The following is a 26,301-nucleotide window of genomic DNA, read 5'->3' on the forward strand; positions in this document are numbered from 1 at the left end:
TTATCCGTTTGGATTCGAGGAAAATAGATCGTCCACCGCTTGGGAAACTGTTATTTTTTCATCTCGCACTAAATGTTCTAAAGTTGCCATAGCTTGCTTTTTAATAGTGGATGAAAAAAAGTCATCGTATAATCGATCCACAATCATCGTTTTAAACCATTCAATTGTTTGTTCTCTTCTTCTATGTTGCCAAACCGACTTTTCTTTCATCACTTGCTGGAAGTGTAGTATATTTTCCCATACTACATCTAATCCAATTTTATATAGCGAAGATACTGCAAGTGCTGGAGTTTGCCAATTAGGTGAAGACGGTGCTAAAAAATGGAGGATTTGTTTGTACTCCGCAACCGTTTTTTTAGCTAGCTTTTCATTGGATCCATCTGCTTTATGGACAATAATAGCATCCGCAAGCTCCATGATTCCTTTTTTCATCCCCTGCAATTCATCTCCGGCACCTGTAAGCGCTAATAACAAAAAGAAATCAACCATACCCCTTACTATTGTCTCACTTTGACCGACTCCAACCGTTTCCACTAAAATGACATCGTATCCAGCAGCCTCGCAGAGAAGCATTGTCTCTCGAGATTTTTTATGCACGCCACCAAGTGTCCCAGCAGTAGGCGAAGGTCTGATAAACGCATTCGGGTGCTTAGCAAGCTCTTCCATTCTCGTTTTATCTCCGAGAATACTGCCTCCAGTCAAAGATGAACTAGGATCGATGGCTAATACCGCAACTTTATATCCTTGATCACAAAGCATTTTACCAAATGCCTCGATAAATGTACTTTTTCCTACTCCAGGCACCCCTGTTATTCCAATACGTATACTATTGCCAGTACACGGAAGTAAGTTTTTTAGTAATTGCTGTCCAATTTGCTGTTGATCATTTACTGTACTCTCAATATACGTTATAGCTTTAGCTAAATGCAGCCTGGAGCCACTTTGAATTTGTCGGATATATTCCTCTTCATTAATTTGAAGAGGCTTTCTTTTAGAAAACTTTTTAATAGAAGCTTTCCCCACCCCATCATGTTGCGATTTAATGCCATTCATCACATGCATAGAAGATTCGTTATTATTATCCGTTTTTGACATTAACCTTCCACTTCCTCGTAGCCAAGACGCTTGTATATCTCTTCGATCACTTTTTGTGCAGCAACCGGAATAACTGTTCCTGGTCCGAAAATAGCGGAGGCACCATTTTCACGTAGAAAAGCATAATCCTGAGCTGGAATTACACCACCAACAACAATTAGTATATCCTCTCTACCAAGCTTAGCCAATTCCTCTTTCAATGAAGGAACTAATGTCATATGACCAGCTGCTAAAGAACTTACACCAACAACGTGGACATCATTTTCGACTGCTTGCAGTGCAGTTTCTGCAGGTGTTTGGAATAGCGGGCTAATATCTACGTCAAATCCTAAATCAGCAAATGCAGTTGCAATAACCTTAGCTCCACGGTCATGTCCGTCTTGACCCATTTTGGCGATTAAAATACGTGGACGACGGCCTTCATTTTCACGGAAGTCTTCTGCCATTTGTTTTACTGCATTAATCTCTTCTGCATCATTAAAGTTAGCACTATATATACCACTCACTGAACGGATCACCGCCTTATGTCTTCCAGCCACTACTTCAATAGCATCGGAGATTTCTCCAATAGTAGCACGTTCTCTAGCCGCTATAACAGCAGCTTCTAACAAATTGGTTTCCCCATTTTTTGCGGTTTCTGTTAAATCTGCTAATGCTTTTTGAACTGCTTTTTCATTACGGTTTGCTTTGACTTTGTCTAAGCGCTCCATTTGTTTTTGACGAACGACTGTATTATCTATGTTTAAAATATCTATTGCATCTTCTTGTTCCAAACGATATTTGTTAACCCCAATGATTATTTCTTTCGAAGAGTCGATTTGCGCTTGTTTTTTTGCAGCTGCTTCTTCTATTTTCATCTTAGGCAAGCCCGTTTCAATCGCTTTTGCCATACCGCCTAACTCTTCAATTTCTTCTATCAAAGTCCAAGCTTTTTCCATTAATTCATTTGTTAATGTTTCAACATAATAGGATCCGCCCCATGGATCGATTACTTTCGTCATATTCGTTTCTTCCTGGAGGAATAATTGAGTATTTCGAGCAATTCGGGCAGAGAAATCCGTTGGCAATGCTATCGCTTCATCTAAAGCATTTGTATGAAGTGACTGCGTGTGACCCATTGCAGCAGCATTAGCTTCTACTAAAGTTCTTGTCACATTATTGAATGGATCTTGTTCTGTTAAGCTCCAACCAGATGTTTGTGAGTGCGTACGAAGAGCAAGAGATTTAGGGTTTTTTGGATCAAAGCTTTGCATCATTTGTGCCCATATTCTACGAGCTGCACGCATTTTCGCTATTTCCATGAAATAATTCATGCCGATTGCCCAGAAGAACGAAAGTCTAGGTGCAAAGGCATCAATATCTATTCCAGCTTCTAGACCTGTTCGTACATATTCTAAGCCATCGGCCAACGTATAGGCTAATTCTATATCCGCAGTAGCCCCAGCTTCTTGCATATGGTAGCCAGATATAGAGATAGAGTTAAACTTAGGCATTTTTTTAGCTGTATAAGCAAATATGTCCGCAATAATTTTCATCGACATTTCTGGAGTATATATATACGTATTACGCACCATATATTCTTTTAATATGTCATTTTGTATCGTCCCGGCTAACTGATCCGGAGTTACTCCTTGTTCTTCTGCAGTCACAATATAGAAAGCTAAAATTGGGAGAACTGCTCCGTTCATCGTCATCGACACAGACATTTTATCCAACGGAATCCCATCAAATAAAATCTTCATATCTTCCACCGAATCTATGGCTACTCCTGCTTTCCCAACATCCCCTGTAACACGTTCATGATCGGAGTCATAGCCGCGATGCGTTGCTAAATCGAATGCAACGGACAGGCCTTTTTGACCCATAGCCAAGTTTCTTCTATAGAAAGCGTTACTTTCTTCTGCTGTTGAAAATCCAGCATATTGGCGGACCGTCCAAGGCTTTGCCACATACATCGTCGGATAAGGTCCTCTAGTGTTTGGAGCAATCCCAGGTAAGTCATTTACATGCGGTAAGGTAGATGAATCTTCTCGATTGTATAAGGACTTTAAATGAATTCCTTCATTCGTTAAAAAGGATTCAGTTGCACTAGGTGTTGCGTTACTTTCTTTTTGTAACACCTGTTCAATAGATACTTTATCGTAATTAGGCATGGTCATTTGAATCCTCCTTTTTTGCAAGTGCTAACAGTTCAAAGCCTTTTTCAAAAAGAGATTGCCCTGCAAAAATTCTACCGTTTAATCCAGCTTCTAGCCAATCAGCATACTCTTCAAACTGACCTGCAACATCTAGTGGAATCGATATATTTTCATTTAGGATAGCTGGAACTAATCCAGCTGACTGCTCATCGTTTCCAACAAAGACCCCGTAGTCTATTTCATTTTCGTCAATCCATTTTTGCATCTCAAACGGCTTTAAGTTCTCGGGTGCAACTATTGATTTCAAACCAATAGAAGTTAAATACCCACTTACGAAATCCATACGAGCTTTGTACTCTTTTAAAAGGCCATATGGAAAAATAGCAGTTATTAAAGGATTGCTCAAAAATGCTTGTCTCAATTGTTCAAATGGTTCTGCTAATCGTTTATAGCCTGTATCATTCAGCTTGAATATTAAAGAATCATCTGGGTTAGCGTACACATTAGTCCCGATTAAAGATTTTTTGCGAGTAGCAAGTGTTTCCAACTGTTCTTCCCATTTGGACTCTGCTCTTTCTTGCAGTTTAACCGTTGCTAATTCGAATGACTTTTCTTTTATCAACTCCAAGAATAATGCCCATGCTTTTTCAACTAATTGTTTCGTCAGTGTCTCAATGTAATAAGAGCCACCTGAAGCGTCCATCACTCGTTGAATATGTGTCTCTTCCTTTAATACTAACTGCATATTCCGTGCAATTCTCTTAGATGTTGGATTTGCACTTGTTAATATGTCATGTGGAAAGCTTGTTACACTGTCCGCACCTCCAAGTACTGCCGCAAGCGTACTATTTGCTGCTCGTAAAATATTCACAGTTGCATCAAGTGCTGAGAATGATCTCAAGGAAGTTTCAGCATGGACAGGAATAGCATTGATATTCTCCTGTCCATGTGCTTCTCCAAATGCTTTCCAAAGTACCCGAAATGCACGGATTTTCGCAATTTCCATAAAGAAATTAGTGTCCACAGAAAATTGAGCGAATGCTTTTTCTGCGATTCTCTCTATACTGCTTTTTTGAGTCATGTAATCTGCCTGTAGTAAGACACTCACTAACTCACTAACAGCGTCGCCTCCTGCTTGGTGAATAGCTGTCCCATCCAAGTAAACAGTTCTTGTATGAGGCATATCCGTATCACTAGATCCTTTAACAGCACCTTTGATTGTTTTGAAACTATGTATGAATGTTGGATCATGAGATATATCAAGCAGTACTGGATGTAGCTCAACCAAAGCAGATAATTCTTCCAATTGGGATTTAGTCCACTGATGATGAGCTTCTAGCTTGTAATGTATTATGTTATTTCCTTTTGCTAAGGAATCTTGTAAATCTATTAATATATCTTCACTGGTATTCCCCGTCGCCTGCTGTGCAATGAGCCAATCAGCAGTTTGTTTAGCGCTTCGTATAGAATTTGTTTGTTGTATAGACATATTTTCCAAATCGGCTAATGAATAAAGCGGTTTCAAAATAATTTCCTCTAAAGTCTTGGTAGAAAGAGATTCTAATGATTTACCCTTAAGTGATTTAACGGCAACTTGCTCCCACTCGGAAAGTGTTGCTTCTTTAAATTCCGTTTGTTTCATATCTTGTATAGTCATAAAATCGCTTTCGCTTCCCCCTCTGGTGTTACTTTAACCTAATGATATTTTACATCAGAAGAGTGTTGGATGAAAGAGCTATTGTATATCAACATTAAATACATTGTTTAAAATGCGCTAATCCTTAAATTTTTTAGAATATATTCATTATTTTGTGAATTTAAATTTAAATCACTATTTTATATGGTAAAATGGAAAAATCTTAATAGAATTGGGGAATGAGAATGGTCACATTTGATAAGCCAGAAGTAGAACAATTTTTTCAGACTTTAACGGTGGAAAACTTCACTGTCAGTCCTGATGAAAAGCAATTAGTAATTAGTTCAAATCTGAATGGTCACTTTAATATTTGGGGAATGGATTTACCAAGCCAATTCCCGTATCCACTAACATTTAATAATCAAAGTGTAGATTTCTTAACATACGCTAAAACTGGTGAATTTATGGTGGCTGGTTTTGATACAGATGGAGATGAGAATACACAAATTTACGCCCTTTCGCCTCAAGGTGGAAAACTTATTTCACTTCGTAGTAATGAAGGCGAACGACATTTCTTCAACTACTTGACGACAGATGGAAAACGTCTTTATTATTCAACAACAACAGGAAATGCTTCCTTCCTTAATAGTCATCTATACGATATAGAAACCGGAGAAGATAAAGTTTTATTGGAAGGAACAATTGCTCCTACTTCTATAGAGGCTGTTTCTCCAGCTGAAAAAACTTTTGTTTCAAGTAAACAATTTGGAAATACATACTCTCTAGCCTATGTTCATATTGGTAATGAGACTTTCCTTATGACGCCTGAGACGAAAGAGCAGCACACAGTATCAGAAGCACTTTACACTTCAGAAACAGAAATCTACTTTTTAACAAATTATAATTCTGATTTAACCTATTTAGCGAAGTTCGACTTAGAAGCGAAGGAATTCAAGAAAGTCTTAGAAATAGAGAAAGAGGATTTTTCTAGTATCCATTTTTCTAAGAAAACAGCGAGCCTCTATCTAGTTGGATCTTATGGAGTAGAAGACCGGCTTTATGAATTCCATTTAACAAGTGAGACACTTAAAGAAGTCAAAGCACCGACTAGTGTCGTAGAAAAAGTAGTCATTATGCCATCAGGTAATCTATATATCCAAGGAAGAACTTCTACAAGACCAAACAATGTCTTTGTATCGAAAGATAACAGCGAATCATGGGAAGAGTTAACTCGTTTTCGAATTCCAGGGGTTCCAGAGGAGATACTAGTAGAACCTACTATTTTAACTTACCCTTCTTTTGATGGTCTAGAAATCGAGGCCCTACTTTTCCAAGCAAAAGAAGAGTATTCCAATGGCCATGTTATTCTGTGGCCACATGGTGGTCCTCAATCCCTGGAGAGAAAATGGTTTCGTTCCATGTTCCAATTCCTTCTAAACAGAGGGTATTCCATTTTCGCACCAAACTTCCGCGGCTCTTCTAACTACGGCTTGAAGTTCATGAAAATGGTAGAAGGTGATTGGGGACATGGACCCCGCCTGGATAATTTGGAAGGATTAGAATGGTTAATAAAAGAAGGATATGTGGATAGAGATAAGATTCTCCTACTTGGTGGAAGTTATGGTGGTTATATGTCTCTTTTACTACACGGACGCCATGCCGAGTATTTCAAGGCAGTTGTAGATATATTCGGTCCTAGTAATCTATTCTCATTTGTAGATTCCGTACCTGAGTTTTGGAAATCATTTATGATTCAATGGGTAGGTGACCCAGTAAAAGACAAGGAGAAGTTCATAGAGGATTCTCCAATTACTTATTTAGATGGGATGACAAAACCTATGCTAGTTATCCAAGGAGCTAATGATCCTCGTGTTGTCCAAAAAGAATCCGACCAGATTGTCGCTGCATTGAAGGAAAAAGGCAGAGATGTGGAATATATTGTTCTACCGGATGAAGGTCATGGTTTCTCCAAAAAACAAAATGAAATATTTGTGTATAGTAAAATGTTAGAATTCTTAGATCGGTTTATTTAATCTAAATCTTCCTAAACTACGTAATACTAAAAAGCAGGATAACCATAATAGTGGTTATCCTGCTTTTCTTTTGTATTCATTAACCTCGTTGTTGTTCTTTCGTTGGTCCCATAACACCCGGTACAGGAAGTCCTGCTTGACGTAGAAGGACCGTCATTTGACCACGATGATGTGTTTGATGATCAAGAAGTTTGTGTAGCAAAACTCCTCTAGTTGTTTCTCCTGCAAAGCTTTGAATCTTCTCGATCAATCTGTCATCTGTAAGATTAGTTTTCGCTTCCGTTTTAACTGCCTCGACGATTTTTTTATATGTTTCGACAATGTCTTTAACCGTTACTGCTTCTTTGTTTTTATCAACGGCTGCCTCCACATTTAATCCTACTAATCCTGCGAAAAATACGGGACTTGTCGCAAGATGCCACCCTAACCAACCAAGAGTACTATGTCCTTCAACAATCGCTTGATCTAATTTTTCATCAGTTAATGACTGGAGCACGCTTAATGTCCCCTCTGCTGCATCAGACCAATCCGTTATAAAATCATTTACCGTTCTATACAATTATATCGACTCCTATTCGTTCATACTTTCTTTTCCATTGTAAGTAGTCTTCAAGGTTAATTCAACTATAGTAATCCGCGACTATAGAAGTTATAGACATAACTTAGTTTCTAGTATGCATATGATACTTGACGGGTTCCTCTAGCGAAAGGAGTTTTACTTTGGCCGATACTACAAAAAAACATTTATACTGGTGGTTTATATTGATAATCTTCCTCTTAGGAATAGTAACTTTTGCAAATATAATAGACCATACAGAAAAGGAACAAACAGTTAAAGAAGATATTTCTGCCTTGCCATTTTATAAAAAAATGGCAAAAGAAGAGCTAAAAGAAAAAATGGTACAAAGTCATAAAACACCAGAAGTAATTGCAGCAGCATTAATTATGCAAGATTTCGGAATAACCCCGCAAGAAAAAGAAGATGCCGTACTTTCTTCTAGATTTGAAAGTGGTGTAGTCGAAACGATTGCATTAGAGCAAAACTTTAAATCTGCTGAATCCTTAAAGTTGTCCATATTAAACCGTACAGTAGACTTTATGAAGGCGATGAACGCACTTGATGATGTTAGCCAAGCCACATTAATAGTACAAGCGCCCCTAACAGATCGTTATGGCAATGTGGAAAATGGAGATGTAATGGTAGTTCTAATGAGCAAAGAAACGTTAAATAAAATTAACTTTGAAAACTTTAATCCAGAAAATCTCTCTTTCGTGGCAGATAGCTACTGGGAACACCCCGCTTTATCATTACCATAATAAAAATGCCAATACTCTGACTCAAAAAACCCCATTTCAAATAGAAATGGGGTTTTTTGAGTAATATAGAGTTACCGGTCACTTTTCATCAATCGTATAGCCTGTATCGATAGTCTAACGAGTAATACCGCACATAAGAACAGTCCCACATATGCTGCTGTATTCAAGTAGACTGCAAATTCTGCCTCTATAAACTGACCAATTGCAAGGAGGGCAACGGATATAATACCGAAAGTAATGCCTACCATAAGCAAGATGAAGCGAGAAAATAATTGCGTAACAAACATAGAATTACTTTTATCTGAAAAGATATCATGATGTAACGTAATTTTGCCACTTTCCACTCGCTGAATGAGATGATCTACTCTTCTTGGTATTTTACGTAAGGTAGGTAATAGTAATGCGAATTCCTCTTCCAACCGCTCTATTGTCTGCTTTGGTTGTTTAAATGGCTTTTTCCATAACGAAGCCATATATTCAGTAGAATATTCTTTCGCTTCATTAAAAATGTCAAAGTCCCTTTTTATCATGTGTAATGTTCCGTCAAGTGTGATCAGTGCTCTAAGTGCAATTCCTACCGATGGGTAGAAAGATAATCCGAATTTATGGACTACTTCAAAGAAGGCTTGTATCAATTCCTCTGTTGGAATATGAGAAATATAGGAAATCCGCAACAATAATTGCGCCATTGCATGTTCTAACTTCTCTCGCTCAACATGATCTACATCTTCCACTAGTAGTGACAGTGCATCAAAGAGAATATCCGCATCATTGTGTTGAATGCCTAATAAGAATAACTTCATACCTTCCTGCTGAGGTTGTGCCAATCGACCCACAGCTCCAAAGTCTAAGAAAATAGGAGTTCCGTCTACATCATCTATAAAGATATTGCCTGGATGTGGATCTGCATGAAAGATTCCAGAATACAGTAATTGATCAAAAAATGAATATAAGACAGTCCTTGCAAACTGTTCTCTGTCCGCTCCAAGTGATCTAAATAACGTATCTCCATTTGCTACACTCTGTCCATGAATGTATTCAAAAACAATTAAATGATTATTGCTTAGTTCCGTGTATATATGAGGTATTCTCACTTTATACGAACTATCTTGCAAGGCAGTAGTGACTTGGATAGCATTTCGCATTTCAATCTCAAAATTAACTTCTTCTCTTAAATTTTCTGCAAATCCAATTGCAAGCTCGCGAAACCCAAGTTTTTCAGCCCATGTAGATTTGTCAGAGAACCATGAAGCAAAGTCTACTAATATATTTAAATCATCACGCATCATATCTTTTATATCAGGCCGTAAAATTTTCACTACTACTTCTTTATTGTTTTCACGAAGAATAGCTTTATGTACTTGCCCTATAGATGCTGATGCAAGAGGTGTCAAATCGAATTCAACAAACATATCCTCCATATTATATGGTAGATGAGCTGCTAAAATGGAATTGACCTGTTCATTGGTTAAAGGTTTTACATGCTGCTGAAGTAATTCGAGTTCCTTTATGAAAGCCACAGGCAATATATCTCCTCTTGTAGAAAGTACTTGCCCAAACTTCACAAAAATCCCACCAGATTGCTCCAATGTTTGTCTAAAAGCTTTTGCTAGTTCACGTTCGCTTTCTTTAAACTTCGAATATTTTATGGTCCGTGAAATACCATTTTTCATAGCAATTTGGACAACTTGTCTCATTCGCCTCTGACCACGCCACTGTTTTCGTAAACGAATCCATATGGATTTATTGCCCGATACTCTTTGCCCTTTCTCTCCAATGGCCATTGGATCAAATAATTCAAAGAAAAGATACAGTAACATAGAGATGAGCAACATACTTCCAATCCATATGATTGTGCTGACATCCATGTATGTATAAACAAAACTCTCAGACATGAAATCTGTTCCGCGCAAATAAGCATACCAATATACAAAGGAAGTAAAGAAAACGCTTATTACTACTGCCAAAATACGTTTGATGAAATTAATCTGTGAGCCCATTAAACGCCCACTAACAAAAAAGATGAAGCTTGAGATTACTAAAACTTGAAATAATATCTTCACATAAATCACGAAAAGCACATCCTTTCATTCACTTATTATCTGTTCCCTTTCTTTCATTCTATTAATCTTCAATCGCTTTCACAAATAAATTCCATATTAAATTTAGTGTATAAAGACATTAATGTTACTAATACTACATGAATAACACTGAAATGAGGATGAGGTATGTATTATTACAAAGAAGAATTGATAAACCAAATTGTTCCAGACCAGCCAGATCCAGCTGCCGCAAAGGTTTTACAAGAAATATTAGGCGGTCATTATGGTGAAATGCGAACGATGATGCAGTACTTTTTCCAAAGTTCCAACTTTAGAGGGAAAGATACGCAATTCCGCGATTTATTGCGTGGCGTATTTCTAGAGGAAATTGCACATGTAGAACTTGTACAAAATACGATCAACCAATTATTAAATGATTCCGGTGAATCTGCTGTTCCTGGCAATGCAGGTGTAGATGGGGCACCACTAAATGATGCCGTCAAACACGCCAATCCACACCACTTTATCATTGGTGCTCAAGCTTCATTGCCAGTAGATGCAGCAGGGAATCCTTGGAATGGATCATGGGTTTACAGTCACGGTAATTTAATCGGAGATTTACTCAACAATCTTGTGCTAGAATCTACGGGTGTGCTACAAAAAACGAGGATATATGAAATGAGCTCTAACAAGGCATTCCGAGAAACGCTTGCGTTCCTTATTGTACGGGATAATTCTCATCAGAATGCATTTGCAAAAGCATTAGAAACGTTAGGAGTACAATGGGGCAAACTCTTCCCTGTCCCGAATTATGATATTAACAAATACCCAGAATGTCGAAAGTATATAGATATGGGTTATCACAATTCCGCATTTAACTTCCGACTAGATCCAAATAGATTGGCTGAAATAATTCAGGGTACTACTCCTAGTCGTAATGGGGGTACTATGATGGTTACTGATCCGCCCGCTGGTTTTCCAGTACCATTGATGCCCGAAATGCCAAATGAACATAGTCCAGGTCTAAGTGATATGCAAAATTAGCGAAGAAAAACTCAAGTAGAATTTTTACTTGAGTTTTTCGTCGTTTATACATGACTGTTACTCCTCTTGTATGAACTTTACAACATTATATTCACAAGTTGGACAGACCATTAAATGTGGACATATTTGATCTTTGGCTGTGTTTGGATAGCCATCCCCCATTTTTACCGTCTCCTCGTCATTATAATGACCATACGGATCTAAAAAATCAGATACTTTTCCTGAGTTCTCTAGCGGGGAATTGCATGTTGGGCAATCGATATTTAATACTTTTAATGAGTTACATAGAGGACAAACAGCCATTGTATCTCTCCTTTTTGTTTTCTTACTTAGTATCAATCTATACAAAGAGTTTATACAGATTCATCGAGTAATAATCGAAAGGCGTAAAAGTTTAGTGCTGCAGTAATTATGTAAAAAGATTTAATACCGGTGGTAATAACAGTAAAAATATTGCACTTAAAATAAGGTATTTTGATAGTTTCTTCGGGATTTTTGTCTCCCTTTCCCTTTATACCAACCACTAAATTGCCACTTATTTCTATAAAGAACAAAAAATAAAACAAAAGCGGCAATAAAAACGAAACCAGCATATTTTTCTGCAGTAATTCCTATTTTCAAGTAAATTGAATTTATTACAAAGGTGATTATGCCAACTACAATAAAAAACAGAAAAATAATTTGGATTAACTCCAGTAATGTTCTCATCTTTATCTCCTTTCGTTGCTGATGATTCTTATTACACGTTAAATCTCATATCCTATTTTTTTCGTCCAATTGGTAAAACCAATTTTCAATAACTTCTCAGCCGCTTCAGCTGGACTCATTTGAAAAGAATTTTTTACCCAAATTGTTAAATATCCAATCGTTCCATAACTGGCAAATATGGCATAATCCTGATCATCGAATACAAGTAGTAAATGAGCCGCCAATCTATTGGACAGTTTTTGAATAGCGTTCGTATCTGAGAATTCTAATTCATAAAACGAACGATATTCAAAAATATGTTCGCATAAGTGAAGAGTCATTGGTTTACCCCATTGGTTGAATTCCATTTCATAAAATGATAGGAAATGTCCATTCAAGGTGCGTCTTACATCCTCCATCAGCTCATATTTATCTGCAAAGTGCAGATAAAATGTAGAGCGAGAAAACCCAGCCTTTTGAATAATTTCTTTTACTGACAACTCTTCAAAGCTTTTTTTGTGTAACAACTGTAAAAATGCTTCAATGATCGTTTCTTTGCCTATTTTCAATTGTGACACCCCTCTGGACATTTTGAGTGAAACTGTCTTGTTACTTCATGGACGAATGCGTTTACAATAATGGTATAACAAGCATAGGAGGAAGTAAACATGACAAAAAACGTTTATGTAATTACAGGTGGTTCAGGTGGAATGGGTAAAGCAACTGCTGAACTAGTCGGTAATAAAGGAACTCTATTATTAGCAGATGTTTCGGAAGAACGATTGATCCTAACGAAAGAAGAACTGGCAGCTAAAGGTATTACTGATGTACACTATCAAACTGTTGATATCACTTCAAAAGAAAATGTTGCTCTCTTAGCCAAAAAAGCTTCCCAGTTAGGTACGTTGAAAGGTCTTGTTCACACTGCTGGTCTATCACCTACAATGGCAGATTCTAAACGCATTACAGAGGTGAATTTAGTAGGTACAGGAATTATATTAGATGCATTTCTTCCACTAGCAACTTTAGGTACTTCAGTTGTTTGTATCTCCTCTATGAGTGGACACATGGCTCCTCGACAAGGACCTTATACAGAAATCTTAAAAAATCCGTTGGCTGATAATCTAATTGAAACAATGGAACAATTTTCCCAAGGCGACTCAGGTGCATCATATAGTCTTTCTAAATTAGGAGTGCTTCTAATTGTAGAAGACCAAGCCTGGGCTTGGGGGCAGAAAGGTGCTCGAATTACATCCATTTCACCTGGTACGATAAATACGCCTATGGGTCGCCAAGAAGCTTCCCAACAAGAGCAGATGAAAATGATGCTGGAGATTACGCCTTTACGACGTGAAGGTGAAGCATCTGAAATTGCTACAGCTGTTGAGTTCTTACTTAGCGATGCCGCTTCATACATTACAGGTATTGACTTACGCGTTGATGGTGGCACTATCGCTAATTTAAATCGCGTTCAAGGGTTAAAAAAACAAGAATAATCACAAAAATTATATTTGAAAGTAGATAGAGACTGATTTATTCTATCTACTTTTTTTGTTGTTAGAAAACTCATAAGTTTAAATCTAGTAAATAGAGGTACATATAAACTAAGCCTACAAATCTTAAATATATACTGGAGGAAGAAAACATGAAAAGAAAAATGATTGCTTTACCATTAGCTTTATCATCTTTATTAATACTTGGTGCTTGTGGAGATGACGAGGATACGGAAATAAAGGATATTGAAGTAAATGACCCAATGTTAGAGGATGATGGAGAAAATGATACAGGCATTGAAAACGAAGCAAATAATGAGGAAGAAAAAATAGAGGACGTAGAAGAAAATGAAGAGCCAGAAACGCAGGATGAAGGTTCTGTAAACGATTCAGTTGATGATGCGAACGACTAAACATTAGCTCAAACGCCTGATGTTGGCACCAATGAGAGCACTATTCACTTTTAGTGAATAGTGCTTTTTTTAATCCTAGCAGAATCTCACCATGCAAGATTTTTGTCGACTACATGAAAAAGGCACGAGAAATGTTCAATGGTTCTCATTCTCTCTTTCTTTCAAGTAATTTTCATAGGCTACTTGAACTTTATCCTTTTTAGGCGAAATTTCAAGGCCATTACGAATTTCGTTTAGTAAATATAAACCTCTAAACAAACAACCTACAACAATTCCAAAAGCAATAATACCGGCTAAATATGTATCAAAAAAAAGTAGCACTAATCCTAAAATAGTACTTAAAACAATTGATAAAAGCAGATACACAAAACATCGCTCCTTCTAATTATAAGAACCCATTACTCAACTAAACTACCAACTTTATGTCAATAAAAAGAGAATGTGGTTTCACATCATATTTTTACGTTACTTCTCATTCAACTTTTGGTAAATCTATTTACATAAACCAGGATTTTTCTGTAGTTAAAATTACTGCAGCATAATCGAAATTACCCTATCCTCCCCAGTATCATAAAGGATATATGAAATTTCGTGTTTCATGTTTGGATACTTATTTACTATGTATTTAACTACTTGATCAATTATCTTTTCCAGTTATTATCACAATGGTTTTGGACTAAGTTCTGTATGATTTATATGATGAGTAAACACCCTAAAGTTCAATAATCGTAAATTACATTTTTCAGTTCCTAAATTTCTTTATTGCAGTTACTAAAATGGCAATAAGAAAAACAATAATACTGTTTACTATTAGATATTGGCCTAATTGGAAACCATAAAATATTGCAAAAGCATCACGAATAATATATACTGCTAATGCCCCACCGATTGTCCCAAATAAAACTGCTAATAACAATATTATAAAGGCAGCAAAATATAGACTTTTCTTTTTTCTGTAATATATAAACCCAATAACATTTGAAATAATGATAAAAAAATACATAAGTATTATAAGAAAGATATCCATAGAATGCCCCTTTGACAAACATATTTTACCGATAAAACTAGAAACCTCTATGAGTAAAGCACTCGTAAGTAAAGAAATTTCAGTTAATTAATCTATTAGATAGTACATCAGTACATATCAAAAAGATAGTTTTTAATCCATACGACCTGGTAGAAATAATAAAGACTGCATCCTGAGTTCTATTATTATAAATCGAAGAAATGGAAAGAACCTAATAAACAGACAAAAGCTATTATCCAAAAAGTCAAATACGTAGGTTTTTTTAATTCTCTATCTAATGTTGGTATGGATTGAATAGCTTTGACAACAACCCCTGAAAAAATAGCTACCATAAATGCACCTAACAACGTAGGAATGTCGATTACATATTCATCAATTAGTCTAACCAGAATAACCGCAAACGCTACTGAAGCACCAGAAAGAAAATGCTTTAAATTCATTTGAATCCCCTTTTCTCATTACAATTTACTGTTTTTAATCTTCTTAAATAAATCCCCTTACAATAACTGCTTCTACAACCTTCTAAAAATACCTGCTTATTCAACTAACCTGCCGCGTTAGTTCATTAAACAAAAAGGCTTAACCCTTTCTTGAAATAAAGCACCCGGTAGTTGTCTAAGCGCCGTCTCTTTTATTACACATTATCTGCGTGATATAATTTTATAAGTTACATACATACAGAAAGGAAGGTTAGATGTCCAAAAATAACAATGTATATATACGACCTCTTATACTCTCAGATGCTGTCGAATTACTAAGTTTAGAAAAGAGAAATCGAGCATTTTTTGAAAACTATTCTATAAATCACCCAGAAAATTACTGGACTTTAGAAACTCAGAAAGAATTAATCGAAAAATGGGAACAAAATACAAAAAAAGAAATAGAATATAGGTTCGGAATTTTTAAAATTAATGATGATATTCTTATAGGTACTATTGGTTTGTTTCAAGTTTTCCGTGGGCCTCGTGAAAGTGCACTTTTAGGCTATTCCTTAGACCAAGAACATAATGGCAAAGGTTATACTACGGAAGCTACTAATTTAGTTGTTAATTATGCTTTCGAAATTCTAAAATTACATCGAATTGAAGCTGGAGTTATGCCAGTTAACATTGGTTCCATTCGAGTATTAGAAAAGGCTGGTTTCCATAAAGAAGGAATAGCTAAGAAAAACGTTAAGATTAATGGTTCTTGGGAAGATCATCAGATGCTAGCTATATTAAATCCGAATGACTAACCTTGTAATTCATTCTAATTATTAGACATTCTCTATCTCCACTCATTTAAATTATGAGTGGAAGTGTTATTATTTATTACGTGAAGTCCTGCTTCAACACAGAATGTGGAAGAAAATTACGTTCTACCATGGAAGTTGAATAAGACTAGATTTTCTTATTGAACTAACCTGCCGCGTTAGTTCAATAAGAAAAAAGGCTTTACTCCTTCTTGAAGTAAAGCATCCGCTAGTGATAAGTACAACTCCGCAAAAAATCCTCTATATTACACAGTCCCAATTGTTTTATCATCATTTTTTATACAGGCAAAATTGAGGATTAGTATATAGAACGGATAAACTATCAATCCTCCTGTTGCTAAAAGACCAGTAACAGGATTGGGGGTATCTCCACCATTAGTTATTGGAAATAAAGATGCGATTACATAAATTAGAAGAACAAAATAGGGTACCCAAAGAATTACTGTGAAAAAGTTCGCCTTTCGTCCACGCAACCACTTTTTTGTTAAGATAAGGATTAGTATTGTACCACCTATAATCTTAATAATAAGCGTTATGCCCGCTAGAATATTTACCGTCCTAATTTCCCAATTTGTCAGTCTACTAATTCTATACACATTTAACATAAGTTCAAGAGGAACAAATACCATAAGAGCGTACAGAATACTAACAACATTTAACTTCAAGAAATATTTCATATAATAAGCCCCCAATAATAATTAGCTCTTATTCAACTAAACTAACCTGCCGCGTTACTTCAATAAGAAAAAAGGCTTTCCTCCTTCTTGAAGTAATGCATCCGCTAGTTTAAGTACATATGAAACCGACTGTTATCCAAAATAATTATTAAACCACCAAACAACAAGAAATATACCCCCTACTCCCCAAGCAGTGGTACTCCTTATCCACCAAATTACGGATTTAGCTTTTGAGGAATTTTCCTCCTTGTCCATATTTGCTTTTATAAAAGCGACCTTACTTTCCATACCTTTTTTCATAGTAACGAGAACAACTAATCCGATTAGCATGAAACCAGTAGTTATCCAGAGTAATAAGTCCACCTTCTACCCCCCCTTTTTTTATGAATTACTTGCCTTTCAATCTTCTTTATTCAACTAACTTGCTGCTTTACTTTAATACGTTTGAAACAAATAGATGTACCAATATTATATAAATTTTCCATTTATAATCAGAAAAAGCCTTTATCCCTTGTTGAAGTAAAGCACTCGTTACTTGAAGAAGTATTTTTTTATCCTTCAAGTAAGACTACGTAAACAATTTCTTCCTCTTCCAATTCAATAATCAAATTATAGGTATCATCATCATTGGACTCATATATTTTCGTCCCTACTGGTAATTCAGTAGCTGCACCATCTTTAAATAACCACTTATTACTGGTTTGTCTAGTGATTTCGCCGAGTTCTTCGCCTTTTATAAGTTCTAATTCTTGAACCCTCTCTATGTTGGAAGCATACGAATAAACTAAACCATTCCATTGAAAGATATCTGCATCTTCATTTTCATTTATTATATCGCTTGCTGTTGGATTACCCACACTTTGTGAACATCCAGTAAGAAAAAATAAGAATATTAGACTAATAGTGATAGTTCTCATAAATAACCCCTATCTGTTGTTCCGTCCTTTGATATCTTATTTAACTAAACTACTACTTTAGTTCATTAAGAAAAAAGGCTTTACTCCTTCTTGAAATAAAGCACCAGTTAGCCCTCTATATAGTAAACAACGCAGAAATACAGAGGTTGAAAAGCGTTTTAGCAATTATGAGCTGATGCATCTGTAATTAAAGCCTATTATAAACACGACTAAAATCATGTGGCAAAGTTGCTTTCTCGGTCAAATTTTCTGACTTTTCATTGACCATTAATGATTTTCTTTTTTGTTTCTTTTTCAGAATTTTTCTCGAATCTTTGGTAGCGATCCCTTCTGCTAACTTATTAAAACAATAAATTAATAACATAAATACTAAAATTGGAGGAATAATCATCCAATATTGCATTGTCGTAAATACTTCTCTTGAAATAGAAATCATTCCAGATAGCTCATATATTTCAGGAACTAAACGATAAGGAGAGTCCTCATAGAGACTTGCACCCCCAACAAAAAGAGATAATATACCTAAATGAACAAACATTTGTAGAACTTGAACCACATGCTGTGTCCAATACAATAATAGCTTATTCCATAATTGAGGGTTCAAATGTTTGATGATAATCCAAATGAGAGAGCCCCCCATCACCACCGAGCTTTGTACATATTCTTTTTTTAGTGCATCATTCATTTCATTTCCAATGAGACTAGTTGTTACCGGTAATACAATAAGGGACATGATCATTATTTGAATAAATAATCTTTCCCCAAGAGTTGTATCCCAAGTTCCCGTAGAAGTGGTCAAGACTGGTGCAAGTAAAATAAACACTAGTAATGTCAAAGGTAAAAAGTGCATACCATCAGCTATAGAGTTGATTATTTTTCTGCCTTTTCTGTTTAAAAAGAAAACATAAATAACCCCAAAGATATATCCAACTACTACACGAATGGTCGCTATAATCAATGTTACGAGAATTGTATACTTAATACCAACTAGTAGCTGTTGGAATATAGAATAGCCATATGGGTCTGTACCGAATATCATGCTTGAAGATGGTGGGTGTGGAGCTCTACTCACAATTTTTCCGGCTTCATTATAGACAAAATTAATCTGTTCAATATGATCATCATATAAAAAGAAATAGCCAAGGCTTATTGTTAACAAGGATAATAAAATGAACAGTGGAATCTTGTAGATTAAATTATTAAAAGGATTGAGTTTTACCTTGAAACTCTTTTTACTTTTCATCAGGAAGATAGATTTCCATTGTTCTTTATCAAATAAAGGCATATGCATTTTCTCAAAAAGAACATTTCGCTCCGTTTCTCCCTTATTTACCATTCTTTCTCCTATTTGATAAAAAACATAAAATGGCGTGAAAATGGAAATTAATATAAAGGTTATGCCCTGTGGACTAAAATCATTGCGTAAATAGTAGAGAATCCCTTGAATACCAAAAAGATATTCAATGATTAACAAGGAAGACAATGTAAGCCAGACAATTGATTTTGATTGATGGAAGATACTTTTTAAGACATTCGACGTACAATGTTTAATCAAAATTTGCATTTTCGATAACCCTTTAGATTTTGCAAGATCTACATAGGGCTGCTCCATCTCTTCCGCGAACAGGACTACGAAAAGTTTAAAAAATAAGATAGTCGGCACGACAGCTAAGCAGAGAATAGGTGCTGTGTAAACCTTCTCCCCACCTAAACTATAAAAAGATAAAAAACGATAGCCAGTAATTAAATAAACTTGTACAACTGCAATTTGAAAAATATATATGTATGTGGTATCAGGAATGGCCGTTAAAAGTTCAGAAACACGTGACATAAGCTTTTTAAAATTTCCTTTGCTACTTGCTGTCAATACAGCAAATAGAAAGGATACGAATAGAGAAAATAATAATGCAAGAACAAGTATTGTCATAGAATAAAGATATGGCCCCTCAAAGTAACTACTTAGAGAAAATGGAATCGTTTCTATTGTTGTTAATGATTTGTTGAATGATTTGTAATTGAGATGCCATTCAGTTGGGGTTATCAAAGCCGTACATACACTAATAAACTCTTTAAAAAACAGTTTAAAATTGAAAAGACTTCCTTGAGTAAAGAGAATAGGTACACAGCTTAATAAAATAATCCCAACGACACCCAGTATATACTTTTGTATGGACAAACTTAAATTCTTCATAATTCCCCCCTTAATTCTTTGTATAAATTTCTCTGTTTATTTTTTTTACGTTAGATTTAGAGAGAAGTTTCATTTTAAATTGAATGTTGTGTATAAGTTAATAAAAAGAAGCAATAGAAGTCATTCAGTTGTCAGTCCCCATATCTAGCTCCTGACTTTTATTTTTTCAATTATCGATAAGTTCCTTCTTCAACTAAACTGTACCGTTAGTTTAAGTATATTCTTTCAAAAACTTTTAGAAGTAGGTAAAATTCATAATGCTTTTTCTAAAAATCAACTTTTACCTTTAACATAGCCAAATGTAAAAAGCATGTTTGTAACATACAGATTATCCAACATTTTTAGGAATCTCCCCATTAGAAATAAAAAAGACAAAAAAGAAGATAAACAGGATCGATTACCAATACCTCCTATTCTTATCTTCAATTCCTGAAATACATGTACTTTTAAGTTTCAATTTCCTCTCTCATTTTATCCAACCCTTAATTTAACAGGGAACGAGTAATTTAAATTCAAAAACAACTATTATTGCTATTAAAATTAGAAACATTTCCGATATAGTCAAAATAGATTGTTTCGGATGTTCTGTATATTTCCATTCAAAAAACGCTCTTACTATATAATCCAGTACCATAAAAACAATTAAGGGAATTAATAAAAGAGAAATTAATTCTTCATAATAAAACAACAGTACATAAGAGAGAGTGATTAAAGTAACCGCAGAAAGAATTCTTAAACCTTTATCAATTTTTCGATGTGACTTGTTTATGTAATTAAATGAAAAAAAATCCTTTTTTACTTTCTCAATTTGGAGTAGGTTCCTCAGAAAAAGCTTAACTATTGAAATAAGGACAAAAACAATTATTAAAATTAAACATAATTTTATCCAGGACACTAAAATCCTCCTCTTCTATTTATCTGAGGCTTTTTTGAGGAGAAAAAGTCTTTACTCCTGCTTGAAGAAAAGGCTCCCGTAGAAAAACACGACTCACTTAATATAGGAATGCTCGCCTCTCTAGGTTAACAAGGAATAGGTAGTACAATTCCAATTTTTTACACCAGTTGTTCTTGTGCCTTTCCAACCCATTTTCCGCAATTCCTTTGCGATTAACATATTAAAAAAACCATGACCAACTAAAACTATTGATTCATGTTCATTGGCGTAATTTATTAGTTGTTGTGAAGCCATGGTTGCTCTCAATTTCGCCTTACTATAAGATTCGCATTCCTTAGAATAGCCACAAAACCATAATATCCTTAAAATTACCGCCCAGTTATTTGGCTTTAATTTCAGATTAAATAATATTGATGGATGAGCAGGTAATTCTGTTTCTCGAAATAAAGGATCCGAAATTGTTTTGGATACTGGATTTAATAAGCATGCTGAGTCAATAGACCTTTTTAAATCACTGGTAACTACAACCTTTGCAACTGCTACTTTTTCAATAGTGATTTGAGGGAATGTTGATTCTTCAATTACACCGTTAAAGTCATACTTTTCAACCCAATTCTTAAATTCTGCAAAAGTGATTCTATCATTTTCGGTCCATAGTGATTTACCATGCCTAATTAATGAAATCTCCATAGCAAACTCCTTTAATTAAACTCGTTTTCTAAACATAAACTTTTTAAAATTCTGTTCGAATTACGCATTAAATATATTATGCAATCTCCATATATTCATTTGCTAAAAATCTTTGAATAGAACTAATCCGCTACTATTTCTTCTTCAATCAATTCCACTTCATACGTCCTCAATCTACTATAGAACCTCGATTGCGCTCCTGTATCTAGCAAGAAATTTTCAGATAAACTCCATTTATCTCCATTTTTCGCGGTAAAATAATAAGTTCCATTAGCACCATATACATATACATACTCTACTTTCTCCATGTCTTCCCAAGGATAGATATGTGTCTTGTTAAACTTCTGGAGCACCATTTGATCTTCTTGGATAGCTGTGTAACTGAGCGAAGAAGCATATAAAGAAATAAGAGATGCAACCAATAAAGACCCGAAAACCGAGTACATATTCTTGTTTCGTTTCCATGCGAGCAACAATAGACCCGTTAGGAGTAGTGCCAATCCAAATGCAGTGACCCAAAAATTTACCGCTGGAATGAATAAGGCAATGTTTTGCTCTTGCTCATACAAAACGGTAGATATCACTAGTGGCAAGAAAAATACCACAAACGGGGTGCAAAGTCCCACAAGCATTGCCCAAATAATAAAGATGGTGCGTGGGGGTTGTCTTTCTGTCATAATATCGCCTCCTTCCGTCTTTATATCTATATTATTCGGTAGAAGGATGAAAAAACTAAGGGTGTTATTATTTGTCCCACGTCTCCCGACCACCCTATACAAGTAAACAATTAAACATATCAGTCAAAAGATGATTCCTTCATATCAAAGCCTTTTTGACTACAAGGAAATGCGACATTAAAGGAAAGCCCCTTCTATGAAAAAAACAACTTGATTATCCACTTACCCAATAACACAAATGGATAAAATAGTATATCTGTTAAGCCAGCAAAGAAATCAACTCTATCCGCCTTCTTATGTCTCTTTTCGTATCGGGTTGCTTCATCCTCATTTGTGAATTTCTTATCCCCTACAATGAATACTTCATTCGCTTTCTGCTCATTTTCCATTTGATTATCCCCTTATGAATGTGTATTAACTAATCTACAATAAAAGTAACTAATCTTGTTTTTACTACAATTTATTCATCCCAAGCACATCCAATGTTTTCTGTTGCTGAATGTCTTTGATCAATACAGATAGCACAAATAGCATCCCAATAATGACCGAAAAAAAGACGCTGTAAACAATGAATAATTTGGTATCGAACGTTGTTTGGGCAATGGATTTTAAATTCATATAAAAGCGGCTTCCTAAATAACAGATGAAACCAATAAATAGAGCTAAACAAAATAATACATAAAGCGTTTCATCCCATGAACTCCTTACATCCGTTACGTTTTATACGAATCAGAAAATTTAAAGTTTCAATTTTCTGATTATTTTTAGTATTCTTTATTGAAGTTAAGTACCGGTTTTGTTGAATTAGAAATTCAACCCATCATTATTTCGTTTTATAAAGTTCCACTAATTTTTTCCCATCGCTTGTTCCGATGATTGTAGTAAGAGGAACGAGATTAATAACCACGTTAAAATAAGAAACAAAAATAAAACTATCGAGGTAGTTTCGAAAAACCCCAAATTCATATCCCATTAACAAATCTAATACAAATGCAGATAGAAAATTAAAGATTACCCCACCAAAGAAAAAGATTGCTTTCTGTGTTTTACTAAATTCCTCCATATTCTTAGCAACAACTCTTCCACCTACGAAATAAGCTTTCTTAATAATAAAGAACTTCTTCTTCCATAATACTTCTCCATTTCCAATCGCAAATTCACTAATTTCTCCACCAAATAACTTAACAAAAAAAGCGTGCCCTGATTCGTGTATTAGTGCAATAAAAGGAAAAATAAACAAAGCAATAATTACGAAATTTATTAAAAAGCCCATCTTTCATCATCCCCCTTAATAATATCTACGAAAATGGGGGTAGAACGTTTCATATTTATAACTAGCTTTAGTGAAATCATAATTTAGACTTACAATTCAGTAGCATTCTTTAAAATCTCAAAGAATTCACTATCATTTTCGATTGTATATTATTCGTATCCATCAATTAAATTTACTAATTTTTTATCCGTATCCGCCCACATTGCATATCCTGTATTAAATATAATATTTACTCTGTAATCTATATCTAGTGAAACATCTGTTACTCTTTTAAATTTTGCGTTTTTAAAAGACTCAATTAGTTCCAGTTGCGTTTCTTCTGGAATTTCAATTGGTGTAAATAGATTCTCTTTTTCTAAATCGTAACTTTGAATATCTACAAATGGTTTTTCTGCATTTAAATCTGCATAATCTCCTAATACGTCTGATGCAGAATAAGTCCTATTAGCGTTAGCAAAGACGGTAACCCACACCATCTCGAGCAATAAAACTACAATTCCAATTCCAATGCTTTTGATATTGTGCGATATTAACTCCACATTGCCACCGTCCTATTTTTATTCTTGGACCAAAATTAACTTAGTCATCCAAACACAAAAATCCTTCTATTTATTTACCTAACCAAAATCCAGAAGGTAGGATATAAGGGGTAAACGCTGGTTTACACGCTAAACTTTATTAGAAGGAATTACAACAGCGTTACATGCTTTTTCATAAAACTCTATCGGACCTGCCTGTCCAATAATTGCATACTCATAACCAATATCACTCATGTCTTTTAAGCAGTGATGTAGTAAAGAATATCCTATCCCCTTAACTCTGTTTGATAATGACACGCCCATCGGACCGAAATAACATTTTTTATTCTTATATATATCATAAGCAGCAAACCCTATAATATCTCCGTTATCATCGAAAGCAACATATACCGGTGGCTTATTTAACGAGAATGCTTCTCTTATAGTTTGAGACCACTCATTCGAAAAATTTTTTCCAATAAAATGAACAAGTTCGTTAATTTCCTTTTTATTCACTTTACGGATAAGATGTTTGTTAATGATTGGGACTGTATAATTTCCAATATGAGTAATCATATCTCTTGAGGTAGTACCGAGTGATAAAATTGTTTTTCGGTTATCATCTGATAAAAAATGGTCTACTACATTAGTTGTTATTAACGCTTTAAGCAAATGACCTTCATTTACATAGATTTGGTTATACTTCTTCATATAAATAATAGCAACTTCCAATACATTTTTTACTTCTTCCGTAACTTGGACATTGAGAAAAACACTAAATGTCTGATGCTGAATAGAAGTATCCTCCATCACATCTTTCAATAAACTCTTGTCTAAAGTGATTTTTCGAGATATCTCTCCAAGTACTCCTGTTTTCTCATCTAAACAAGCAGTAAGGAGATGAACAGGTTGTAACACCTTTACTCTTGATGATTGGGCATGGTTTTCTGCTTTCTTCCATATCCTTAGCATTCTATTCGTAAAATTTATATTAGAATTGCTCAGAAATATCCCTCCTATAAAAATTTTTGATAATAAAACCCTTAATAATAAGTACTTCTACCCCTTTGTAAAAAAACCTGCTGCATTACAATAAATCGAAATAATAAAATCTATTCTATTACAACTACTTTTAGGGGAGGATGTCGGAATAAGCCTGTTAGATATATATTTGCAATAAAACGGTAAGAAACGGTACGATGTATTCAAATAAACTGGAACAAGTCAGCAGCAACTTGCTAGTGTGAACTATAGAAATGTAAATCCTAAAGTTTCTGTTTCTGATAGTTGTGATTCAGCAAATTTATCTATTTCCTTATTGCTTCTGCTAAAATAGTAACTTTTCCATCAGATCTTAAGCTATTCTATATTCTAAAACAGGAGATACAGCAAATACATAAGCTGGATCCCCTGTTTCTTTTTATATTTTCAACACCAAAGTTTTCACAACGGTATAATGTTAATCCCTAAAATTGTTATTGTATTATATCCACCCAAATTTTAATCGCAGTCCCAGCAATCAGCAATGCTAATAACCATTGTAATATCTTAACATTCATCTTTTGACCAATTTTTGCGCCAAGTGGTGCAGCTATGATACTAGCAATAATCATAATAAATGCTGGCCAATAATCAATTTGACCCGTGATGATTTTGCCGACGCTACCACCAATCGCCGAGATAAAAGTGATTGCTAAACTAGTTGCAATTGTCATTCTAGTTGGTATTTTTAAAACGGTTAACATAATCGGTACAAGTAAAAATCCACCGGCTGCACCAACAATACCTGAGCCAATACCGACAATAAGCGCCAGACTACTAGCCACTACTTTGTTAAACGAGATGACCGTTGTATCTTCAACTGTTTTACGCGGGATAAACATCATCACTGCTGCAATCACAGCAAGTATGCCATAAACGACATTGACGGCTTCTTCTGATAAAAATCCTGATCCATAACTACCAATAAAACTTCCGAGTAAAATTGCTCCACCCATGTAAATTATTATTTCTTTATGGAGCAACCCACTTTTTCGGTATGCCCAAACACCGGCAAGTGAAGCAAATAATACTTGAATAGCACTAATACCTGATACCTCATGTGCGGTGAATGCGGCAAGTCCAAATAGTGGGGGGATGTAAAGTAGCATGGGGTATTTAATAATCGATCCCCCAACCCCTAACATTCCTGATATAAATGAACCTACAAATCCGAGTGCAAAAATAACGACGATAAATGTAATGGATAAATCCATAATGACCCTCCTTTTGGAAAATGAAAACGAG

30 protein-coding genes are annotated in these 26,301 nt (G+C 35.1%); 6 read left to right on the forward strand and 24 right to left on the reverse strand.

The features are described 5' to 3' along the window. From meaB to MKX53_RS09315, 3 genes are read right to left on the reverse strand one after another with little or no spacing between them, the layout of a single operon-like run. Complete coding sequence (meaB, locus tag MKX53_RS09305) at positions 1-1,095, reverse strand: methylmalonyl Co-A mutase-associated GTPase MeaB (protein WP_340762352.1); 1,095 nt, start codon at positions 1,093-1,095, stop codon at positions 1-3. Further along, on the reverse strand, positions 1,095-3,248 hold the full coding sequence (gene scpA / locus MKX53_RS09310) for a methylmalonyl-CoA mutase (RefSeq protein ID WP_445678281.1): 2,154 nt from the start codon (positions 3,246-3,248) through the stop codon (positions 1,095-1,097). The genes meaB and scpA overlap by 1 nt, the downstream gene beginning before the upstream one ends. After that, complete coding sequence (locus tag MKX53_RS09315; protein ID WP_340910816.1) at positions 3,241-4,890, reverse strand: methylmalonyl-CoA mutase family protein; 1,650 nt, start codon at positions 4,888-4,890, stop codon at positions 3,241-3,243. Before MKX53_RS09315 ends, scpA begins: the two co-directional genes overlap by 8 nt. 224 nt (positions 4,891-5,114) lie before the next feature. On the opposite strand from MKX53_RS09315, the gene MKX53_RS09320 reads away from it, so the two are divergent. Next, on the forward strand, positions 5,115-6,902 hold the full coding sequence (locus MKX53_RS09320; RefSeq protein WP_340769315.1) for a S9 family peptidase: 1,788 nt from the start codon (positions 5,115-5,117) through the stop codon (positions 6,900-6,902). A gap of 79 nt (positions 6,903-6,981) precedes the next feature. On the opposite strand, the gene MKX53_RS09325 is transcribed toward MKX53_RS09320, so the two are convergent. Continuing rightward, complete coding sequence (locus MKX53_RS09325; RefSeq protein WP_340762356.1) at positions 6,982-7,461, reverse strand: DinB family protein; 480 nt, start codon at positions 7,459-7,461, stop codon at positions 6,982-6,984. A 161-nt stretch (positions 7,462-7,622) separates the two neighbouring features. On the opposite strand from MKX53_RS09325, the gene MKX53_RS09330 reads away from it, so the two are divergent. Continuing rightward, entirely contained in the window at positions 7,623-8,219 is a 597-nt protein-coding gene (locus MKX53_RS09330; RefSeq protein ID WP_340762357.1) for a hypothetical protein, read from the forward strand. Positions 8,220-8,290: 71 nt separating this feature from the next. On the opposite strand, the gene MKX53_RS09335 is transcribed toward MKX53_RS09330, so the two are convergent. Continuing rightward, complete coding sequence (locus tag MKX53_RS09335; protein WP_340830636.1) at positions 8,291-10,291, reverse strand: ABC1 kinase family protein; 2,001 nt, start codon at positions 10,289-10,291, stop codon at positions 8,291-8,293. A 156-nt stretch (positions 10,292-10,447) separates the two neighbouring features. Between MKX53_RS09335 and MKX53_RS09340 the strand changes: the two genes are divergently transcribed. Continuing rightward, on the forward strand, positions 10,448-11,305 hold the full coding sequence (locus MKX53_RS09340) for a manganese catalase family protein (protein WP_340910817.1): 858 nt from the start codon (positions 10,448-10,450) through the stop codon (positions 11,303-11,305). Between the two features lie 57 nt (positions 11,306-11,362). Here the strand turns inward: MKX53_RS09340 and MKX53_RS09345 are convergent, their stop codons facing one another. From MKX53_RS09345 to MKX53_RS09355, 3 genes are all read right to left on the reverse strand, one after another. Further along, a complete protein-coding gene (locus MKX53_RS09345; protein WP_093534031.1) occupies positions 11,363-11,608 on the reverse strand; it encodes a hypothetical protein in 246 nt (81 codons plus the stop codon). Between the two features lie 156 nt (positions 11,609-11,764). Continuing rightward, on the reverse strand, positions 11,765-12,013 hold the full coding sequence (locus tag MKX53_RS09350) for a hypothetical protein (RefSeq protein ID WP_340910819.1): 249 nt from the start codon (positions 12,011-12,013) through the stop codon (positions 11,765-11,767). Positions 12,014-12,051: 38 nt separating this feature from the next. Further along, complete coding sequence (locus tag MKX53_RS09355; protein ID WP_340830639.1) at positions 12,052-12,561, reverse strand: TetR family transcriptional regulator; 510 nt, start codon at positions 12,559-12,561, stop codon at positions 12,052-12,054. Positions 12,562-12,660: 99 nt separating this feature from the next. Between MKX53_RS09355 and MKX53_RS09360 the strand changes: the two genes are divergently transcribed. Further along, a complete protein-coding gene (locus MKX53_RS09360) occupies positions 12,661-13,488 on the forward strand; it encodes an SDR family oxidoreductase (protein ID WP_340910820.1) in 828 nt (275 codons plus the stop codon). 149 nt (positions 13,489-13,637) lie between these two features. After that, positions 13,638-13,898, forward strand: coding sequence for a hypothetical protein (locus MKX53_RS09365; RefSeq protein ID WP_093534023.1), 261 nt, complete (start codon positions 13,638-13,640; stop codon positions 13,896-13,898). Between the two features lie 135 nt (positions 13,899-14,033). Here MKX53_RS09365 and MKX53_RS09370 read toward each other — a convergent pair whose 3' ends face one another. From MKX53_RS09370 to MKX53_RS09380, 3 genes are all read right to left on the reverse strand, one after another. Next, the gene (locus MKX53_RS09370) at positions 14,034-14,264 is read right to left on the reverse strand and encodes a hypothetical protein (protein ID WP_340910822.1); all 231 of its coding nucleotides are present in this window, start codon (positions 14,262-14,264) and stop codon (positions 14,034-14,036) included. A gap of 376 nt (positions 14,265-14,640) precedes the next feature. Then, a complete protein-coding gene (locus tag MKX53_RS09375; protein WP_340910825.1) occupies positions 14,641-14,925 on the reverse strand; it encodes a 3-isopropylmalate dehydrogenase in 285 nt (94 codons plus the stop codon). A gap of 185 nt (positions 14,926-15,110) precedes the next feature. Further along, positions 15,111-15,365, reverse strand: a complete 255-nt coding sequence (locus MKX53_RS09380) for a hypothetical protein (RefSeq protein WP_340910827.1) — start codon at positions 15,363-15,365, stop codon at positions 15,111-15,113. A gap of 254 nt (positions 15,366-15,619) precedes the next feature. Between MKX53_RS09380 and MKX53_RS09385 the strand changes: the two genes are divergently transcribed. Then, on the forward strand, positions 15,620-16,159 hold the full coding sequence (locus MKX53_RS09385; RefSeq protein ID WP_340910829.1) for a GNAT family N-acetyltransferase: 540 nt from the start codon (positions 15,620-15,622) through the stop codon (positions 16,157-16,159). A 263-nt stretch (positions 16,160-16,422) separates the two neighbouring features. On the opposite strand, the gene MKX53_RS09390 is transcribed toward MKX53_RS09385, so the two are convergent. The 13 genes from MKX53_RS09390 to MKX53_RS09450 all read right to left on the reverse strand — a co-directional run bounded on the left by MKX53_RS09390 (position 16,423) and on the right by MKX53_RS09450 (position 26,270). Continuing rightward, the gene (locus MKX53_RS09390) at positions 16,423-16,854 is read right to left on the reverse strand and encodes a hypothetical protein (RefSeq protein ID WP_340830645.1); all 432 of its coding nucleotides are present in this window, start codon (positions 16,852-16,854) and stop codon (positions 16,423-16,425) included. Positions 16,855-16,986: 132 nt separating this feature from the next. Beyond that, the gene (locus tag MKX53_RS09395; protein ID WP_093534000.1) at positions 16,987-17,217 is read right to left on the reverse strand and encodes a hypothetical protein; all 231 of its coding nucleotides are present in this window, start codon (positions 17,215-17,217) and stop codon (positions 16,987-16,989) included. A gap of 188 nt (positions 17,218-17,405) precedes the next feature. Further along, on the reverse strand, positions 17,406-17,771 hold the full coding sequence (locus tag MKX53_RS09400) for a hypothetical protein (RefSeq protein ID WP_340910831.1): 366 nt from the start codon (positions 17,769-17,771) through the stop codon (positions 17,406-17,408). A 187-nt stretch (positions 17,772-17,958) separates the two neighbouring features. After that, complete coding sequence (locus MKX53_RS09405; RefSeq protein ID WP_340910835.1) at positions 17,959-19,962, reverse strand: ABC transporter permease subunit; 2,004 nt, start codon at positions 19,960-19,962, stop codon at positions 17,959-17,961. Positions 19,963-20,449: 487 nt separating this feature from the next. Next, complete coding sequence (locus MKX53_RS09410) at positions 20,450-20,857, reverse strand: DUF4181 domain-containing protein (RefSeq protein WP_340910837.1); 408 nt, start codon at positions 20,855-20,857, stop codon at positions 20,450-20,452. A 120-nt stretch (positions 20,858-20,977) separates the two neighbouring features. Then, the gene (locus tag MKX53_RS09415) at positions 20,978-21,547 is read right to left on the reverse strand and encodes a histidine phosphatase family protein (protein WP_340910839.1); all 570 of its coding nucleotides are present in this window, start codon (positions 21,545-21,547) and stop codon (positions 20,978-20,980) included. Positions 21,548-21,669: 122 nt separating this feature from the next. Then, positions 21,670-22,224 (reverse strand): LPXTG cell wall anchor domain-containing protein, encoded by a 555-nt coding sequence (locus MKX53_RS09420; protein WP_340910842.1) that lies wholly within the window; start codon positions 22,222-22,224, stop codon positions 21,670-21,672. Between the two features lie 194 nt (positions 22,225-22,418). Further along, positions 22,419-22,613 (reverse strand): hypothetical protein, encoded by a 195-nt coding sequence (locus tag MKX53_RS09425; RefSeq protein ID WP_340910843.1) that lies wholly within the window; start codon positions 22,611-22,613, stop codon positions 22,419-22,421. 64 nt (positions 22,614-22,677) lie between these two features. Further along, the gene (locus MKX53_RS09430) at positions 22,678-22,842 is read right to left on the reverse strand and encodes a hypothetical protein (protein WP_340910845.1); all 165 of its coding nucleotides are present in this window, start codon (positions 22,840-22,842) and stop codon (positions 22,678-22,680) included. 205 nt (positions 22,843-23,047) lie between these two features. Continuing rightward, a complete protein-coding gene (locus tag MKX53_RS09435) occupies positions 23,048-23,497 on the reverse strand; it encodes a site-2 protease family protein (protein WP_340910848.1) in 450 nt (149 codons plus the stop codon). A 149-nt stretch (positions 23,498-23,646) separates the two neighbouring features. Continuing rightward, positions 23,647-24,036 carry a hypothetical protein gene (locus tag MKX53_RS09440; RefSeq protein ID WP_340910850.1) on the reverse strand — a complete coding sequence of 130 codons (390 nt, stop codon included), beginning with the start codon at positions 24,034-24,036 and terminating at the stop codon, positions 23,647-23,649. A 129-nt stretch (positions 24,037-24,165) separates the two neighbouring features. Continuing rightward, positions 24,166-24,933, reverse strand: coding sequence for a GNAT family N-acetyltransferase (locus MKX53_RS09445; protein WP_340910852.1), 768 nt, complete (start codon positions 24,931-24,933; stop codon positions 24,166-24,168). Between the two features lie 557 nt (positions 24,934-25,490). Further along, the gene (locus MKX53_RS09450; protein ID WP_340769361.1) at positions 25,491-26,270 is read right to left on the reverse strand and encodes a sulfite exporter TauE/SafE family protein; all 780 of its coding nucleotides are present in this window, start codon (positions 26,268-26,270) and stop codon (positions 25,491-25,493) included. Positions 26,271-26,301 lie beyond the last annotated feature (31 nt).

Source organism: Psychrobacillus sp. FSL K6-4615 (genome assembly GCF_038008225.1).
GTDB lineage: Bacteria > Bacillota > Bacilli > Bacillales_A > Planococcaceae > Psychrobacillus > Psychrobacillus psychrotolerans.

Excerpts from the sequence above, each read along its gene's own strand:
- MKX53_RS09380 (WP_340910827.1), bottom strand. The coding sequence starts at position 15,365 with ATGAATTTAAAGCATTTTCTTTCTGGTGCTTCAGTAGCGTTTGCGGTT.
- MKX53_RS09435 (WP_340910848.1), bottom strand. The coding sequence starts at position 23,497 with ATGGGCTTTTTAATAAATTTCGTAATTATTGCTTTGTTTATTTTTCCT.
- MKX53_RS09450 (WP_340769361.1), bottom strand. The coding sequence starts at position 26,270 with ATGGATTTATCCATTACATTTATCGTCGTTATTTTTGCACTCGGATTT.
- MKX53_RS09340 (WP_340910817.1), top strand. The coding sequence starts at position 10,448 with ATGTATTATTACAAAGAAGAATTGATAAACCAAATTGTTCCAGACCAG.
- MKX53_RS09390 (WP_340830645.1), bottom strand. The coding sequence starts at position 16,854 with ATGAAATATTTCTTGAAGTTAAATGTTGTTAGTATTCTGTACGCTCTT.
- MKX53_RS09360 (WP_340910820.1), top strand. The coding sequence starts at position 12,661 with ATGACAAAAAACGTTTATGTAATTACAGGTGGTTCAGGTGGAATGGGT.
- MKX53_RS09425 (WP_340910843.1), bottom strand. The coding sequence starts at position 22,613 with ATGGAAAATGAGCAGAAAGCGAATGAAGTATTCATTGTAGGGGATAAG.
- MKX53_RS09375 (WP_340910825.1), bottom strand. The coding sequence starts at position 14,925 with ATGGATATCTTTCTTATAATACTTATGTATTTTTTTATCATTATTTCA.
- MKX53_RS09350 (WP_340910819.1), bottom strand. The coding sequence starts at position 12,013 with ATGAGAACATTACTGGAGTTAATCCAAATTATTTTTCTGTTTTTTATT.
- MKX53_RS09315 (WP_340910816.1), bottom strand. The coding sequence starts at position 4,890 with ATGACTATACAAGATATGAAACAAACGGAATTTAAAGAAGCAACACTT.
- MKX53_RS09420 (WP_340910842.1), bottom strand. The coding sequence starts at position 22,224 with ATGACAGAAAGACAACCCCCACGCACCATCTTTATTATTTGGGCAATG.
- MKX53_RS09405 (WP_340910835.1), bottom strand. The coding sequence starts at position 19,962 with ATGAAGAATTTAAGTTTGTCCATACAAAAGTATATACTGGGTGTCGTT.
- scpA (WP_445678281.1), bottom strand. The coding sequence starts at position 3,248 with ATGCCTAATTACGATAAAGTATCTATTGAACAGGTGTTACAAAAAGAA.
- MKX53_RS09320 (WP_340769315.1), top strand. The coding sequence starts at position 5,115 with ATGGTCACATTTGATAAGCCAGAAGTAGAACAATTTTTTCAGACTTTA.
- MKX53_RS09365 (WP_093534023.1), top strand. The coding sequence starts at position 13,638 with ATGAAAAGAAAAATGATTGCTTTACCATTAGCTTTATCATCTTTATTA.
- MKX53_RS09430 (WP_340910845.1), bottom strand. The coding sequence starts at position 22,842 with ATGAATTTAAAATCCATTGCCCAAACAACGTTCGATACCAAATTATTC.
- meaB (WP_340762352.1), bottom strand. The coding sequence starts at position 1,095 with ATGTCAAAAACGGATAATAATAACGAATCTTCTATGCATGTGATGAAT.
- MKX53_RS09385 (WP_340910829.1), top strand. The coding sequence starts at position 15,620 with ATGTCCAAAAATAACAATGTATATATACGACCTCTTATACTCTCAGAT.
- MKX53_RS09415 (WP_340910839.1), bottom strand. The coding sequence starts at position 21,547 with ATGGAGATTTCATTAATTAGGCATGGTAAATCACTATGGACCGAAAAT.
- MKX53_RS09400 (WP_340910831.1), bottom strand. The coding sequence starts at position 17,771 with ATGAGAACTATCACTATTAGTCTAATATTCTTATTTTTTCTTACTGGA.
- MKX53_RS09345 (WP_093534031.1), bottom strand. The coding sequence starts at position 11,608 with ATGGCTGTTTGTCCTCTATGTAACTCATTAAAAGTATTAAATATCGAT.